At 53.9% G+C, this 14,413-nt stretch carries 14 protein-coding genes and 1 pseudogene; 4 read left to right on the top strand and 11 right to left on the bottom strand.

Features of this window, described 5'->3' with window-relative positions; all coding sequences use genetic code 11:
- The coding region (locus tag NWP14_RS12730; protein ID WP_375215411.1) for a DNA-binding protein at positions 1-739 on the bottom strand (739 nt) is incomplete at its 3' end.
- A 4-nt stretch (positions 740-743) separates the two neighbouring features.
- A complete protein-coding gene (locus NWP14_RS12725) occupies positions 744-1,007 on the bottom strand; it encodes a transcriptional regulator (protein WP_375215410.1) in 264 nt (87 codons plus the stop codon).
- Positions 1,008-1,204: 197 nt separating this feature from the next.
- On the opposite strand from NWP14_RS12725, the gene NWP14_RS12720 reads away from it, so the two are divergent.
- The gene (locus NWP14_RS12720; protein WP_375215409.1) at positions 1,205-1,933 is read left to right on the top strand and encodes an XRE family transcriptional regulator; all 729 of its coding nucleotides are present in this window, start codon (positions 1,205-1,207) and stop codon (positions 1,931-1,933) included.
- Positions 1,934-2,131: 198 nt separating this feature from the next.
- Here the strand turns inward: NWP14_RS12720 and NWP14_RS12715 are convergent.
- The 8 genes and pseudogenes from NWP14_RS12715 to NWP14_RS12680 form a co-directional block, all read right to left on the bottom strand.
- Positions 2,132-2,296: pseudogene (locus tag NWP14_RS12715) on the bottom strand (triphosphoribosyl-dephospho-CoA synthase); the annotation flags it as partial.
- Positions 2,274-2,813, bottom strand: a complete 540-nt coding sequence (gene citX / locus NWP14_RS12710; protein WP_095096294.1) for a citrate lyase holo-[acyl-carrier protein] synthase — start codon at positions 2,811-2,813, stop codon at positions 2,274-2,276. The gene citX and the pseudogene NWP14_RS12715, both read right to left, overlap by 23 nt.
- Complete coding sequence (citF, locus tag NWP14_RS12705) at positions 2,813-4,336, bottom strand: citrate lyase subunit alpha (protein ID WP_095096293.1); 1,524 nt, start codon at positions 4,334-4,336, stop codon at positions 2,813-2,815. Before citF ends, citX begins: the two co-directional genes overlap by 1 nt.
- Positions 4,337-4,346: 10 nt before the next feature.
- Entirely contained in the window at positions 4,347-5,222 is an 876-nt protein-coding gene (citE, locus tag NWP14_RS12700; RefSeq protein ID WP_095096291.1) for a citrate (pro-3S)-lyase subunit beta, read from the bottom strand.
- Positions 5,219-5,512, bottom strand: a complete 294-nt coding sequence (gene citD, locus NWP14_RS12695; RefSeq protein ID WP_095096288.1) for a citrate lyase acyl carrier protein — start codon at positions 5,510-5,512, stop codon at positions 5,219-5,221. The genes citE and citD overlap by 4 nt, the downstream gene beginning before the upstream one ends.
- Positions 5,513-5,531: 19 nt before the next feature.
- On the bottom strand, positions 5,532-6,551 hold the full coding sequence (citC, locus tag NWP14_RS12690; protein ID WP_095096286.1) for a [citrate (pro-3S)-lyase] ligase: 1,020 nt from the start codon (positions 6,549-6,551) through the stop codon (positions 5,532-5,534).
- A gap of 16 nt (positions 6,552-6,567) precedes the next feature.
- Complete coding sequence (locus NWP14_RS12685) at positions 6,568-7,431, bottom strand: fumarylacetoacetate hydrolase family protein (RefSeq protein WP_095096283.1); 864 nt, start codon at positions 7,429-7,431, stop codon at positions 6,568-6,570.
- 22 nt (positions 7,432-7,453) lie between these two features.
- Entirely contained in the window at positions 7,454-8,821 is a 1,368-nt protein-coding gene (locus NWP14_RS12680) for a 2-hydroxycarboxylate transporter family protein (RefSeq protein ID WP_095096280.1), read from the bottom strand.
- 333 nt (positions 8,822-9,154) lie between these two features.
- On the opposite strand from NWP14_RS12680, the gene NWP14_RS12675 reads away from it, so the two are divergent.
- The 3 genes from NWP14_RS12675 (at position 9,155) to NWP14_RS12665 (ending at position 13,197) form a co-directional block, all read left to right on the top strand.
- A complete protein-coding gene (locus NWP14_RS12675) occupies positions 9,155-10,792 on the top strand; it encodes a sensor histidine kinase (protein ID WP_095096277.1) in 1,638 nt (545 codons plus the stop codon).
- The gene (locus NWP14_RS12670) at positions 10,782-11,480 is read left to right on the top strand and encodes a response regulator (protein ID WP_095096274.1); all 699 of its coding nucleotides are present in this window, start codon (positions 10,782-10,784) and stop codon (positions 11,478-11,480) included. The genes NWP14_RS12675 and NWP14_RS12670 overlap by 11 nt, the downstream gene beginning before the upstream one ends.
- A 475-nt stretch (positions 11,481-11,955) precedes the next feature.
- Positions 11,956-13,197 carry an MFS transporter gene (locus NWP14_RS12665; RefSeq protein WP_095096272.1) on the top strand — a complete coding sequence of 414 codons (1,242 nt, stop codon included), beginning with the start codon at positions 11,956-11,958 and terminating at the stop codon, positions 13,195-13,197.
- A gap of 110 nt (positions 13,198-13,307) precedes the next feature.
- On the opposite strand, the gene phoH is transcribed toward NWP14_RS12665, so the two are convergent.
- Positions 13,308-14,096, bottom strand: a complete 789-nt coding sequence (phoH, locus tag NWP14_RS12660; RefSeq protein WP_041144929.1) for a phosphate starvation-inducible protein PhoH — start codon at positions 14,094-14,096, stop codon at positions 13,308-13,310.
- Between the last annotated feature and the right edge of the window lie 317 nt (positions 14,097-14,413).

Raw genomic sequence — 14,413 nt, 5'->3', positions numbered from 1 at the left:
AACTCGCGTAGGCTTCCCGCAACGATGGCCCATTCAGGCTGCGCCAGTGAGCCAGAAACATCGGCAACCATTTAATCTGCTCCGGCTTTTTGGCCTTAAGGTGGCCAGGTGCCAGCATGGCCATACGTTCAACGCCGGGCTTGGTGGTCTCAAAAATGGTCAGCCATTCCTGCAGGCTGCGCGTGCCAACCCCTGTGCGGGTTGAACCCGGCCGGGCGTTTGCGTGTTTTGCGGCTTCATGCAGGTGCGCCGGCAACGTCCCATTGCGGGAGTTATTCGCGACGTAAGCGACGGCTGCGGTACGTGAAAGGCCGCTATCACGCAGCTTTTCCACTTCCATGGCCAACGCGGCGCGGGCATCGGCAATCTGTTTTTGCCGGGTGGTCAGTTGCTGGACTTCACGCGCCAGCAGGGCCGGGCACTGGCGCATCAGCTCCAGCTTGGAGCCTTTTTCTTGCGCCGCCGCTTTGCGCTTGGCTATCTCCCGTGCAGCGACTTCCTGCGAGCGGTTTTCCAGGACTGACCGGTAGAACCGCTCCCGAATAGCTTCTTGCGTTTCAGCCGGTAAGCTGTCGATCGAGTATTCGCAGCCACCGCCTCGACCAGCCCTAGCGCGCGATTGCCAGCCATGATTTTTAGCCCGTGCAGCCACTCCTGGACGCGTTTCTGGCATGCCCGGCAGTTGCATATCGGCCAGTTCTTGAGCTGTGTAATGCGTTTTCAGGTTAATCTGTGTCATATGATCAATTCCATTCACCTGAAAATGATTTATGATAGCGAGTGGGCCAAATCTTTTCGGGTGAAATCCCGATAGCATCAGCAATGATTTTTTGACCTTTTGGCCAGGGGCGATCTAACGCGTTTTTCAAAGCCCCTGCGCTTTTATAACCATGATGTAGGGATAATTTCCGTAGTGACCATCCCTGTTTGTGCAGAGCTGCGACGATGTCAGCCCTGTGCCAGTCGGAGTCTGACTGGCTTTTTTTTGCGCACCCAAATGTACTCATTGGTTAATCTCCCGGATTCAACTCATAGATACATTAGGACTGTTTTTAAGTTATGTAAACCTGAAAATTACTCAATAAGTTAGTTTTCGGGTTTATTTTTGAGTCAAAAAGACCTTGATTGATTTGTTTTTAATTCAATTCAATAACTTAAGGTCAACATGAAAAAGTTGAAAATAACTCATTGAGATTTGCATGATATGAAAGATGAACTTGAAAACAACTCAGCCAGTGAAATAGGGAAGCGTATTCGTGCTCATAGAGAAGAGTTAAAGCTCTCCAGAAACTATGTGGCAGACTTGTTGGGGGTATCGTTGTCGACCCTTCAGGCGTGGGAAAATGATGACAGGGAGCCTACGGCTACGCATATTATTAGGCTCGCGCATATACTCAACACGTCTGTAGAGATGTTGTTAATAGGCGTTGAAAAGCCAGGCGAAAGCGGATCAACACCAACGGTGTTCACTTCAGGTACTGCCGTTGATGTTCAGGGCAACACAATTGATCTGAATGAGTTTGTTTTTGTACCCCGTTACAACGTTTCTGCCGCTGCAGGTTATGGCGCATGGAATGAAGAAGAAAGTCCAATGTTTACAGTAAGTTTCCGTAGATATTGGGTTGTTAATTATTTAAAGGCTGACCCATCAAAACTATCTGTTATTGGTGTGTATGGGGATTCAATGGAAGGGGTTCTCAACGATAAGGATATAATACTGGTTAACCATGCTGAACGTGATCCAAGAGAAGGAATCTATGTACTTCGCATTGACGGTCAGTTGATTGTAAAACGTGTTCAGCGTCTGCCTGGATCACAACTAAGAGTTAGTAGTACAAACCCGGCATATGAGCCATTCACTATCAACTTGACCAAAGTCCCGGATGATTTTGAAGTAGTAGGTAAGGTAGTTTGGTTTGGAAGGGTGATTTAAAGGCTTTTAAAAAGCTGCTAAGAACTCATTAAAAACAATCCAAAGCAGTGCAAAATTTAACGCATTTTTCTTCATGATCTCTCATTTTTCGGCGGGCCGTGCAAAATCAGACCGTGCCCGCCGAACCCGCGTATTTCAAGGCGTCCGGCCGATTTTCCCCTGATGATCCTACCGTGCATAAATGATCACCTCCCCACAGATACTGCGCAAAAACAGCGCGTGATCCATATCGTTGTGCGAACCGTTGTTCGCCATATCCACCAACCCCGGTTTGGGAGTGAGATTTAATTCAAGACGCAGCGCCGTTGCCGCCAGCGCCCAGACATCAAAGCGGGCGAGTTTAGTCGCGAGCGAACCAGCCATCGATCAGAGTCTCCACACGTGATACAACCTCTTCCATGGAATGACGGCGCGAACGGGCACAACCGTGGGCAGGCTCATCGCACACCAGGCAGCGCCGGGTTCTGAGATCCAGAGACTGGCGTCCCACCAGGCCATTTTTTGGGCAGATCACATCAAAATCCCACAGTCTGCCGAGCGGATGCGTCTGTTCCAGCTCAATACACTGGGCTTTGATTTCCGCCGCCGCATGGTCAACGCACCACAGCGCTTCCGCACCGGTCGGCAACCACAGCACCTGACGGTCCACCACCGGCCAGCGGTTCTGCCACAGCAGCTGATCACACGCCTGCAGCGCCACGCCCATGGTATTGCGGTAACGGATACTGTCTTTCTGTGCGCCGGGGGTCACCAACGTCAGGGAGATAACCGGATGGTGATAATGAGAGAGCCAGTCAGCCTGACGCGCCGCACGGTTTTCTTTTGCCGTCAGCAGTGCCTCAAGGCTGACGCCCGCTCTTACGGGCGTCAGTAATGTCATTAGATGCTCTCCTTCACCTGATGGACAACGTCAATCACGCTGCCATCGCGATAGCGAATGACCCCAACGATGCGGTCGGTGAATTCAATCGATTTCGGTGTGCCGGTCAGGGAAATAGCACGCTCGTAAAGCGCCTCAATGTCCACCACCTTCAGGCCCGCTTCCACCAGACGCTCGTGGATTTCTGGGCGCGCCGGATTCACCGCGATGCCGTGATCGGTGACCAGCACATCAATGCTTTCGCCCGGCGTCAGCAGCGTGGTCACACGCTTCACCACGGTCGGAATGCGGGTACGCAGTAAAGGGGCCACCACAATGGTCAGGTTGGCAGAAGCCGCTACGTCGCAATGACCACCAGATGCACCGCGCATCACGCCGTCAGAGCCGGTAATCACGTTGACGTTAAAGTCGACGTCGATTTCCAGCGCACTAAGTATGACCACGTCCAGTTGGTCACAACAGGCGGCTTTGCTGCCCGGGTTGGCATAGACGTTGGTGGAGATTTCAACGTGATTCGGGTTACGCGCCAGCGAGGCCGCAGCTTTGCTGTCAAAGCACTGGGTATCAAGCAGCTTCGCTATTAGCCCTTTTTCGTATAGAGAGACCAGACCGCCGGTGATGCCGCCCAGTGCAAAGCTCGCCTTCACGCCGCTACGTTCCATCTTCTCTTCCATAAAGAGCGTACAGGCCGTGGCCGCCGCGCCGGAACCGGTCTGCATGGAGAAACCGTTTTTGAAGTAGCCGGAGTGCTCGATTACATCAGCTGCGTAGCGGGCAATCATCAGCTCGCGCGGGTTGCTGGTCACACGGGCGGCACCGACGCTGATTTTTGCCGGATCACCCACGCTTTCCACCTGCACGATATAATCCACCTGATCCTGCACCAGGCTGGCTGGCATATTCGGGAACGGCACCAGTTCTTCGGTCAGTAGCACCACTTTATGGGCAAACTGAGCGTCGACCATCGCGTAACCCAGCGATCCGCAGGCGGATTTCCCTTGGGTGCCGTTGGCGTTACCAAACTCATCACTGCACGGTACGCCGAGGAAGGCGACGTCAATGTTCAGTTCGCCGTCCTGCAGCAGCTTCACGCGACCGCCGTGGGAGTGAATCTGTACCGGTTCCTCCATCAGGCCATGGGAAATCGCATCCGCCAGCTTACCGCGCATCCCTGAGGTGTAGATACGGGTGATCACGCCATTCTGAATATGTTCAATCAGGCTGTCGTTACATGTCATTAGCGAACTGGAGGCCAGCGTCAGGTCTTTAAAGCCCAGGCGCGCCAGGGTCGCCACGACGTTGTTAATGACCCTGTCGCCCTCACGAAACGCGTGATGGAACGAAATGGTCATCCCGTCTTTCAGGCCACTGTTGGCAATGGCGTCTTCAAGGGTGGCACACAGTTTACGGTTATGTTTGCTCTCGACATCTGCAAGCCAGGGCGTTGCGCTATGGGCCGTATCAAACGGTTTTAAGTCACGCAGGTGCGGAAAATTAACGTGGAGAAGCTCTATCTGATTCATCGTTCTGTCCTTATCGACGCACGCCGGACGCGGCGGCACGTTCGAGTACAACCTGCGCGTGGTTAATGATGGGGCCGTCGATCATTTTGCCGTTCAGCGAGACCACGCCGAGCCCGTTACGTTCACCCTCATCTGCCGCTTCAATGACGTGTTTGGCGTGCTCGACTTCCTGCTGGGTTGGCGCATACGCGTTATGCAGCAAATCGATCTGACGAGGGTTGATCAGCGACTTACCGTTGAAGCCCATTTTGCGGATCAGGTCGACTTCTCGTAGGAAACCGGCTTCGTCGTTCAAATCCGACCACACCACGTCAAAGGCATCGATGCCCGCGGCGCGTGCGGCGTGCAGTACGGCACAACGGGCATAGAACAGTTCGGTACCGTCACCGCGCTCGGTTTGCATATCCATCACGTAGTCGAACGCTGCCAGCGCAATGCCGATCAGGCGCTGGGAGCTGCGGGCAATGGCCACGGCATTGATAACACCGATCGCAGATTCGATCGCTGCCATCACACGGGTAGATCCCAGCTCACGGCCGCATTCCATTTCAATGCGTTCCAGATGGCGTTCCAGTTCGTAGATATCTTCAGGCGTGTCGGTCTTCGGTAGACGAACCACGTCCACCCCGGCGCGCACCACGGCTTCCAGATCTTTCAGGCCAAAGGGGGTGTTCAGCGGGTTGATGCGAACAACGGTTTCGATGTCTTTGTACATCGGGTGCTGCAGAGCGTGGAAGACCAGCACGCGGGCAGTATCTTTTTCACGCAGAGCTACCGCATCTTCCAGGTCGAACATGATGGAGTCCGGGCGGTAGATAAACGCGGTGGAGAGCATGGCGGCATTGGCGCCGGGGAGAAACAGCATGCTGCGACGGAGTTTTTTCATAGCAGTTTCTCCCAGTTAATATTGTCGCTGTCGCTGGCGCGCAGGATGGCGCTTTGCAGACGGGCACGGATAACGCAATCCAGCGCACCTTTGTCTTCGATAATGATGACCCCCTGGTAGACGTCCATATTACGTAGCGTGGTGGCCACGACCTGACGGATCTGTTCGCCGAACTGTTTAATCACTTCACTGTGGATGACGATGTCCAGCTCACCTTCTGCAGGGGCAATTTTCACCATCAGGTCACTGGATTCCATGGTCCCGGCCAGCGCCTCCCTAACAATTTTCATATTTTATATCCTGAGTTTTTTAAGCGACTTCCGCGCGGTAGTGCATTTCAAGGTGCGCGAAAGTGGTATCCGGTACGATTTCCCGAATACGGGAAAACTGCTGCGTTTTCAGTAAACGCCGAACTTCTGAGGCAGAGATGGCACTGCCCGCGGCTTTAATGCGCGGGATCTCGACCACCTCAACCGCACCCGCCAGCAGACTGTGCATGGTTTGGTTGTACTGACGGGTAATGTCGCAAAACGGCTCCGAGCCGATAAAGCGGTGGGTGATCCCCAGCGCAGGGGCGATATGGTTGCGGAAAATCAGCAAATCGATCTCGCTCCACGCCTGCTGCACTTTCCCGGTCTCTTTGAGGAAATAGGCCGGAAAGGTGGCCCGGGAGATGATGTACTCCGAGCCTTCGTGGACGGTAACATTCGGCAGGTGTGCAACACCGGCTTTCACCATCTTCATACGCGCCATAAACGGGAAAAATGAGGCATCTTCCTGCACCACGAACACATGTAAGTGGTCACAAGAAAATGCGGCCTGTTCCACCAGATGACGGTGCCCGAGCGTAAAGGGGTTGGCATTCATCACTATTGCCCCGATACGTTCGCCAGCCACGCGCTGGCGCTGCAATGAGCGGCAGTAGCGGCTGACACCAGACGGTGTGTTTTCCATTAACACAGCGTTATTGCCACTCTGCGCGATAGGCCAGAACCCGCTGTGCGCAAAGCGCTCCTTGTTACAAGGACGCGTACACAGAAACAGATGAAAATGGCCCCGTGCGAGCGCCAGGTGTTCTACCTCTGCCAGCAAGCGTGCGCTGAGGTTTTCACCGCGCAGGGCTTTATCCACCGCAACACATTTGATGACATTGGCGGTCAGGCCCGCACAACCCACCAGCCGGGTACCGGACCAGGCTTCAACAAAGGTGGTGATATCGCTGTCCAGGCCTAAGTCACTGTCCGCGAGCAGAGAGCGAATCTGCATAAAACGCTGCGATCCGCTGGCAACGTCTGCGACGCGAAAATCGATGGGGAGTTGTGCTTGCATGATCTCGCCTGATTCCTTAGTGCATGGCTGCCAGTGACTGGGCTGGCGCATCCATGATCACATTGCTGAGATGACCAATATTTTCGATCTCCACTTCAATGCGATCGCCCGCGTTCATGAACAGCGGCGGGGTACGTTTTTTGCCGACACCACCCGGCGAACCGGTGATAATCACATCGCCGGCGTTCAGGCGGGTAAAGGTACTGATGTACTCGATAAGCTCTGCCACCTTGTGGATCATGCTGGCGGTGTTGTCTTCCTGTACCATGCGGCCATTCAGCCAGGTGCGGATCGCCAGCTGATGAGGGTCAGGGATTTCATCCGCCGTGGTCATCCACGGACCGAACGCACCGGTCTGACGCCAGTTTTTACCGGCGGTAAACCAGGTGTGCTGCCAGTCGCGTGCAGAACCGTCCATATAGCAGCTGTATCCGGCTACGTGGCTCAATGCCTCTTCGCGGGAGATATCGTCTCCACTTTTACCGATGATCACCGCCAGCTCGCCCTCATAGTCAAACTCCCTTGAGTGGCGCGGTTTGAGGACGGGCATCTGGTGTCCGGTTTGCGAATCGGCAAAACGGATGAACAGCGTCGGTGCCGGGTTGTGCTGGTCAAACTCTTTGCGTTTTTCAGCGTAGTTCATGCCAACGCAGAGTATTTTTCCTGGGTTATCAATCACCGGTAAAAATTCCAGCGCATCGAAGCGCAGATCCGGTTTTTCACCGAACAGCTGCTGAGCTTCGTTTAACGCGTCGGCGGCGAGCAGCGATTTCAAATCGCTGTAACGATCCCCCAGACGGCGTCCCAGATCGACCACACCATCGGCTTTCACGATCCCGTAACTGCGGATCCCCTGATGGACAAAGCTTGAGAGTTTCATATCAGTTCCTGTAACACATGAATCAGACGAGGAAGTTACCGAGAATCAGCAGCGATACCGAGACGTTGATCGCACCGCCGATGCGGGTAGCAATCTGGGCGAACGGCATCAGGCTCATACGGTTACCTGCAGTGAGGATGGCAACATCCCCGGTGCCGCCCTGCCCGCTCTGACAGCAGGAGACGATGGCGACATCTATCGGATGCATACCGATTTTTTTACCTACGAAGAAGCCAGTAGCAACCAGCGTGGTCACGGTGCTGACGATAACCAGCAGGTTAGTCAGGGTGAATGCGTGCACCAGCTCCTGCCACGGGGTGATAGCCACGCCCACCGCGAAGAGGATTGGGTAAGTCACAGAGGTCTGGAAGAACTTGTAAACGACCTGAGAGCCTTCGAGGATTTTCGGCGATACGCCGTGGACCAGTTTGACCAGCACTGCCATGAACAACATGCCAACCGGCGCAGGCAGACCAATCAATTTGTGGCCCAGCATACCCAGCATATAGAGCAGCACCGCCAGCAGCGCACCGGAGGCGATGGCGGTCACGTCCGCTTTACCGCTGAACGCAGGCGCAGCGGGAGCCGCTTTTTCATTGGTGTTGTCACGGTCAGGCATCAACTGGCCTTCACCGGTCAGGTGCGGGAAACGTTTACCCAGCTGGTTCAGACAGCCGGAGATAATGATGGCAGTCAGGCCGCCAAGCATCACCATTGGCAGTACGCGGCCCAATGCAACGCCCTGATCCATATGAAGAATAGTGGCGTAGCCGATAGAGAGCGGAATCGCACCTTCACCGACACCACCCGCCATGATCGGCAGAATGATAAAGAAGAAGATCTGGAACGGTTCGAGACCGAGTAGCATACCCACGCCCATCCCCACCAGCATGCCGGCAATTTCACCGCACAGCATCGGGAAGAAAATACGCAGGAAGCCCTGAATCAGCGTGGTACGATTCATGCTCATGATACTGCCAACAATGATGCAGCAGATGTAGAGGTACAGAATGTTGGTTGATTTGTAGAACCTGGTGGTGGACTCAACCACCACATCCGGCAGCAGGCCGTAATAGACCATTGCGGACGGTATAAAGGTGGCGCAAATCGCCGCCGCGCCTAGTTTACCTACGATTGGCAGACGCTTACCGAATTCACCACAGGCGAAGCCGAAGAACGCCAGAGTTACTACCATTACTACGATGTCGCTGGGTAATTTACCGCCCAGACAATCAATGGTAATTAATGCACCAGCCAGAACAAAAAGCGGCAATGGAATAATCCCAACTTTCCAGGTATCCATGATGTGCCACCATCTATCTTTCAACGATGGTTTTTGAATCGACAGCAATTCAGAGGTAGTAGAAAAAGAATCGTCAGTTGTGCTCATAATTAAGCCCCTTGGTTATTTTGCATTTTTAGCTTAAAGGGCGAGGTTTTTACATTATGTGAGGCACGGCATATTAAAATCGAAATTTTAATGGCACCTATGATTTTTATGGTTTCTATTATTTAGTGTGATTAACGCCTTAATTATCTCTGCGGTTTTTATGATTTTTTTATATAAAAATACAAGTTAATAACATTCTCCAAAAAACTTTGTTTCTTTAATACTTCCAGTCACCGCCTGGTGTGCAAGGGATCACAAGTTTCCAGTAAACTCGCCACAGCCAACACGAAAGATGTTACATTACTGTTTTTGTTGATCTCTGCGGCCCATGCCATGAAAGTCTCTTTCCAGATTAAGCTCTTTATTTCGCTGGTGCTGTTCTTCTCCGGTTTGTACGTCTTACTGGGTGGTTATTATTATATCGATGCCGCTCGCCAGCTTTATCAGGAAATGAGCACGCGAGCAAAAATACAAGCTGAAGAAATAGCGATAATTCCTAACTTACGCAAATCAGTTGCTGAAAAAGATATTCCGGTGATTGATAAATTTATGCAACAAGTGGTCGAACGCAGTGATGCCAGCTTTATTGTCATTGGCGATAATAAAGGCATTCACCTATTTCATTCGGTTTATAATGACCGGGTGGGTACCACGCTGGTTGGTGGCGATAATCAGGAAGTCTTGCAGGGAAAAAGCCTGACCACTATTCGCCAGGGCGGCCTGGGTGTTTCCCTGCGCAGTAAAGCTCCCATATTTAATGACGTGGGCCAGGTTATCGGTATTGTTTCCGTGGGCTATCTGACCAGCTATCTCGATACCGTCACCCTGAGCAAGGCAATCAATATCTTTATTGCCGCCGTGCTGCTGTTAGCGGCGCTGTTTATCTTTTCGTGGTTCTTTACCCGCAGTATCAAAAAGCAGATCTTCTCGCTGGAGCCGCGAGAAATCGGTCTACTGGTACGCCAGCAAAAGGCGATGATGGAGTCGATTTACGAAGGGGTGATCGCCATCGACAGCAACCTGCGTATCGAGGTGATAAACCAGGCCGCACGAACCTTGCTCAGCCTGAACCAACCCACGCGGGAACTGCGGGGACAACTGATTACCGAGGTCATTCCGCCAGTGTCGTTCTTTTCCCACAATGCGATGTTGGAAAAAGATACTCACGATGAGATCGGCCGCTTTAACCACGTTACGGTCATTGCCAGCCGTGTGCGCATCATGCTGGAAGATAAGCTGCAGGGCTGGGTGATTACCTTCCGTGACCGCAATGAAATCGACAGCCTCAGCGCCCAACTCAGTCAGGTCAAGCGCTATGTTGATAATCTACGCATCATGCGCCACGAGCAGCTTAACCGTATGACGACCTTGTCCGGCCTGCTGCATATGGAACGTTATGACGAAGCAATACGTTATATTCAGGCCCAGTCGGAGCATGCGCAGGGTCTGCTCGATTTTATCTCGTCACGTTTTTATTCTCCTACGCTGTGCGGTTTACTGCTGGGTAAAGCGGCCCGCGCCAGAGAAAAAGGGGTGGAGCTGGCCTTTGACCCTGGCTGCCAGATGTCGCGCCCGGCGCATTTGCTGGTTGAGGCCGAACTGATATCGATTATTGGCAACCTGTTAGATAACGCCATTGAAGCAACACAACGCGCCGGGTTGCCGCACGATCCCGTCGAGGTCCTGATCCTGCAAAATGAGCGCGAGCTGATTATTGAAGTGGCTGATCGCGGCGTCGGGATCGACCCGGCCATTCGGGATCGCATTTTTGACCGTGGGATGACGACAAAACGCAACGGCGATCATGGCATCGGCCTGTATCTGATCTCCAGCTACGTCACGCAGGTAGGCGGCACCATCGAAGTTTCTGATAACGCGCCGCGCGGAACGATTTTCTCTTTATTTATTCCTGAAACGGGTCACGTACAACGCCCCGCTCCAACTCTGGAAGATCAGAATTATGCGACATGAACAGATAGATGTGCTGATAGTAGAAGATGAAAACGAGTTGGCTCAGCTACATGCTGAGCTTATCAGCAAGCACCTGCATTTGCGTCTGGTGGGCATTGCCAACTCACTGGCGGACGCGCAGGCACAGCTCATCAGTAAGCAGCCCCAGCTGGTGTTGCTCGATAATTATCTGCCGGACGGTAAAGGGATCACGCTGATTAGCGACCCGATGATCGTTCGCGCCAACTGTTCGGTTATCTTCATTACTGCCGCCAGCGATATGGATACCTGTAGCCAGGCCATTCGCAATGGTGCCTTTGACTACATTCTGAAACCTGTGTCGTGGAAGCGTCTGAGTCAATCGCTGGAGCGGTTTGTGCAGTTCGCTGAACAGCAAAGGGTGTGGAAGATTGTCGATCAGCAGAACGTGGATTCTCTGTATCAGCTGCAGGCCAAAAACTACCGGCTGGATAGCGGCAGTAAAGGGATTGAGGAGAATACGCGGGCCCGCGTGCAGACGCTGTTTAGCGAATCCGGCGAGCGCTGCTTTTCTGTCGATGAAGTGGCGACGGAAACGGGGCTCAGTAAAACCACCGCCCGCCGCTATCTGGAGCACGGCGTGGAGTCCGGTTTTTTGTCGGTAGAGATGCAATACGGTAAAATAGGCCACCCCAAACGCATGTACCGCCGGACGGTTGAAAGGATGTGATTTAATCCCCCTTCTCTGGGTAATCCTGCCAGCGCCTGGCTCAGCAGTTCAAAGGAGATAACCCACGGCGGAGGTTAAAAGTTGGCGGTCGGCAAGACGGCATCCTTCCTCCCATGTTGATCCACATAGCCAGACGCTCCTGCGGGCGGTCAGACGGGGCGGAAACGCCGAACGCAACGCCGGGATTGTCATCAGAACCGTTGAGCGATACCAATAGCTGGTCGTAGTCCTGCGCTGCGCTGTAGCTCGGCCAGTCAATATGATGGCAAAAACCCTGCTCAATTTGGACCGCCGGCTGGCGGGCTAACTAATCCCTTCTCCCGCACAGAGGAGCGACGCCGGTCGCTCCTCTGTTATTCATCATCATTCATCGGCACCGCTCCGGCTTCGCTCGCGCTTCCCGATCCTCTTTGGTGTAGATTGCGGCCGCTGACAAATCTATACTTGGCGCACAATTTAACCCTAAGGCCTGGACATGACCTTCTCTTCCCCACAAAACAAACGCGGCGTGACGCCGGCTAAAGCCATGGTCGCGGCGATCAGCGGCTACGCAATGGATGGTTTCGATCTGCTGATCCTTGGCTTCATGCTGCCGGCAATCAGCGCTTCTCTGGCACTCAGCACCTCTCAGGCGGGTTCTCTCGTCACCTGGACCCTCATTGGTGCGGTGCTGGGCGGGATTTTATTTGGTCATCTCAGCGATCGCCTGGGACGCATTCGCGTACTGACCTTCACGATTTTGATGTTCTCCGTTTTTACCGGTCTTTGTGCGGTCGCGCAGGGCTATTGGGATCTGCTGGCCTATCGCACCCTTGCGGGTATGGGGCTCGGCGGCGAATTCGGTATCGGCATGGCGCTGATTGCCGAAGTCTGGCCGGCCCATAAGCGTAACCGGGCCTCGGCATGGGTCGGCATCGGCTGGCAGCTTGGCGTACTGCTTGCCGCCTTTATCACCCCGCTCCTGCTGGATATCATCGGCTGGCGCGGGATGTTTCTGGTCGGACTCCTGCCGGCGCTGGTCTCGTTTGCCATACGCCGCGGGATGGGGGAACCGGAGGCCTTTACCAAAGATAGCCACGTCGCTCAGGAAATATCGTTCACGGCGCGGATCAAGATGCTGTTTGCCGACAGCGCCACCTCGAAGGCCAGCATCGGTATCCTGATCCTTTGTTCGGTGCAGAATTTTGGTTACTACGGCCTGATGATCTGGATGCCCAGCTATCTCTCCTCCAGCTTTGGTTTCTCGCTGACCAAATCGGGGCTGTGGACGGCGGTCACCGTAGTGGGGATGACCTTCGGCATCTGGCTGTTTGGCGTGCTGGCGGATCGCTTCCCGCGCTGGAAAATCTTCCTCATTTACCAGGTCGGCGCCGTGGTGATGGTCATTATCTACGCCCAGCTGCGCGACCCCACCGTCATGCTGTTTACCGGGGCGCTGATGGGGATGTTTGTCAACGGGATGATCGGCGGCTACGGGGCGCTTATCTCCGATACCTACCCGCTAAAAGTGCGCGCCACCGCGCAGAACGTCCTGTTTAATCTGGGGCGCGGCGTCGGCGGATTTGGACCGCTGGTGATTGGCCTGTTCGTCAGCCACTGGTCATTTACCGCGGCGATCAGCCTGCTGGCCCTGCTCTATCTGCTGGATATTTTCGCCACCCTGTTCCTGCTGCCGAAAAAACAGGGCAGCGAAGATGCGCTGGGGGCGATTGGCTAAGCCACGAGCCGCGCGTTTTACCGCTCCGGCATGGGCTAACGCCTTCGCCGGACGGCGGCCGAAAAATAACAAAGCCCGGGTTTCCCCGGGCTTTGCACTGGATATAACCACTAGTAGTAGGCTTTCAGCGCCCGCTGGCAGAGCATCGAACGGACGCAGTCGTCGGTCGTAAAGCGGACAATGCCAACCATCTCGTCTTCTTCAAAACGCGCCAGCGCATCGACCAGGCCAGACCTTACGCCAGAGGGTAAATCACACTGGGTAATGTCGCCGTTGACGATAACCGTCACGTTCTCCCCGAGGCGGGTCAAAAACATTTTCATTTGCGCGGCGGTCACGTTCTGAGCCTCGTCCAGAATCACAACCGCATTTTCAAATGTACGTCCACGCATATAGGCGAACGGCGCGATTTCCACCTTGCCGATTTCCGGCCGCAGGCAGTATTGCATAAAGGAAGCGCCCAACCGTCTCACCAGCACGTCATAAACCGGGCGGAAATAGGGGGCGAATTTCTCGGCGATATCTCCCGGTAAGAAGCCGAGGTCTTCATCGGCTTGCAGAACGGGACGGGTAACAATAATTCTGTCCACATCCTTATGGATCAGGGCTTCAGCTGCTTTCGCCGCGCTGATCCAGGTCTTCCCGCACCCGGCTTCGCCGGTGGCAAAGATCAGCTGTTTATTGTCAATGGCATTCAAATAATGCACCTGAGCGTCATTGCGCGCTTCAATTGGCGACAAATCGCGACTGTCCCGCGCCATACCAATTGCTTCTACGCCACTCATTTGCACAAGCGATGTGACCGATTCTTCTTCGCGCTGCTTATGGCTGCGCGAATCCTGTCTCAGCACACGTTTGGCCTCACGACGAGCTTTGGTCACTGCTTTTTGTCTTCCCATGGATAGCACCTTGCGTTGTTGGTTTACATCACACGCGTCAATATCGACGCGATTATGCGCACGAACGATTGAGGTTTGGCTTCCTTGTAAGCCATTGCTTGCCTGTCGAATTGACAACGGGTCGCGGCTACGCGCACCGCGTACCCTGTCTGGGTTTAGGTTATCTGTGGTGACTGGAGAAAAATTTGAGGTGTGGCAATCGCGGCCGGAAGTGTGGCCCCCGTGCTGATGAGTACGGTAAGAAGATTTACATTTTCCGTTACAGCAATCGGGCATTCGCGATCTCCATAGTGAAACGACATCACTGCCGGGAACTA

It is taken from the genome of Klebsiella sp. C349492, from assembly GCF_042055345.1.
GTDB lineage: Bacteria > Pseudomonadota > Gammaproteobacteria > Enterobacterales > Enterobacteriaceae > Klebsiella > Klebsiella scottii.
This window is presented reverse-complemented; position numbering and strand designations above follow the sequence as displayed.

Coding starts and splice junctions, on each gene's coding strand:
- NWP14_RS12725 (WP_375215410.1), bottom strand. CDS start 1,007: ATGAGTACATTTGGGTGCGCAAAAAAAAGCCAGTCAGACTCCGACTGG.
- NWP14_RS12675 (WP_095096277.1), top strand. CDS start 9,155: ATGAAAGTCTCTTTCCAGATTAAGCTCTTTATTTCGCTGGTGCTGTTC.
- citE (WP_095096291.1), bottom strand. CDS start 5,222: ATGAAAAAACTCCGTCGCAGCATGCTGTTTCTCCCCGGCGCCAATGCC.
- citX (WP_095096294.1), bottom strand. CDS start 2,813: ATGACATTACTGACGCCCGTAAGAGCGGGCGTCAGCCTTGAGGCACTG.
- citF (WP_095096293.1), bottom strand. CDS start 4,336: ATGAATCAGATAGAGCTTCTCCACGTTAATTTTCCGCACCTGCGTGAC.
- NWP14_RS12680 (WP_095096280.1), bottom strand. CDS start 8,821: ATGAGCACAACTGACGATTCTTTTTCTACTACCTCTGAATTGCTGTCG.
- NWP14_RS12720 (WP_375215409.1), top strand. CDS start 1,205: ATGAAAGATGAACTTGAAAACAACTCAGCCAGTGAAATAGGGAAGCGT.
- NWP14_RS12670 (WP_095096274.1), top strand. CDS start 10,782: ATGCGACATGAACAGATAGATGTGCTGATAGTAGAAGATGAAAACGAG.
- NWP14_RS12685 (WP_095096283.1), bottom strand. CDS start 7,431: ATGAAACTCTCAAGCTTTGTCCATCAGGGGATCCGCAGTTACGGGATC.
- citD (WP_095096288.1), bottom strand. CDS start 5,512: ATGAAAATTGTTAGGGAGGCGCTGGCCGGGACCATGGAATCCAGTGAC.
- citC (WP_095096286.1), bottom strand. CDS start 6,551: ATGCAAGCACAACTCCCCATCGATTTTCGCGTCGCAGACGTTGCCAGC.
- NWP14_RS12665 (WP_095096272.1), top strand. CDS start 11,956: ATGACCTTCTCTTCCCCACAAAACAAACGCGGCGTGACGCCGGCTAAA.
- phoH (WP_041144929.1), bottom strand. CDS start 14,096: ATGGGAAGACAAAAAGCAGTGACCAAAGCTCGTCGTGAGGCCAAACGT.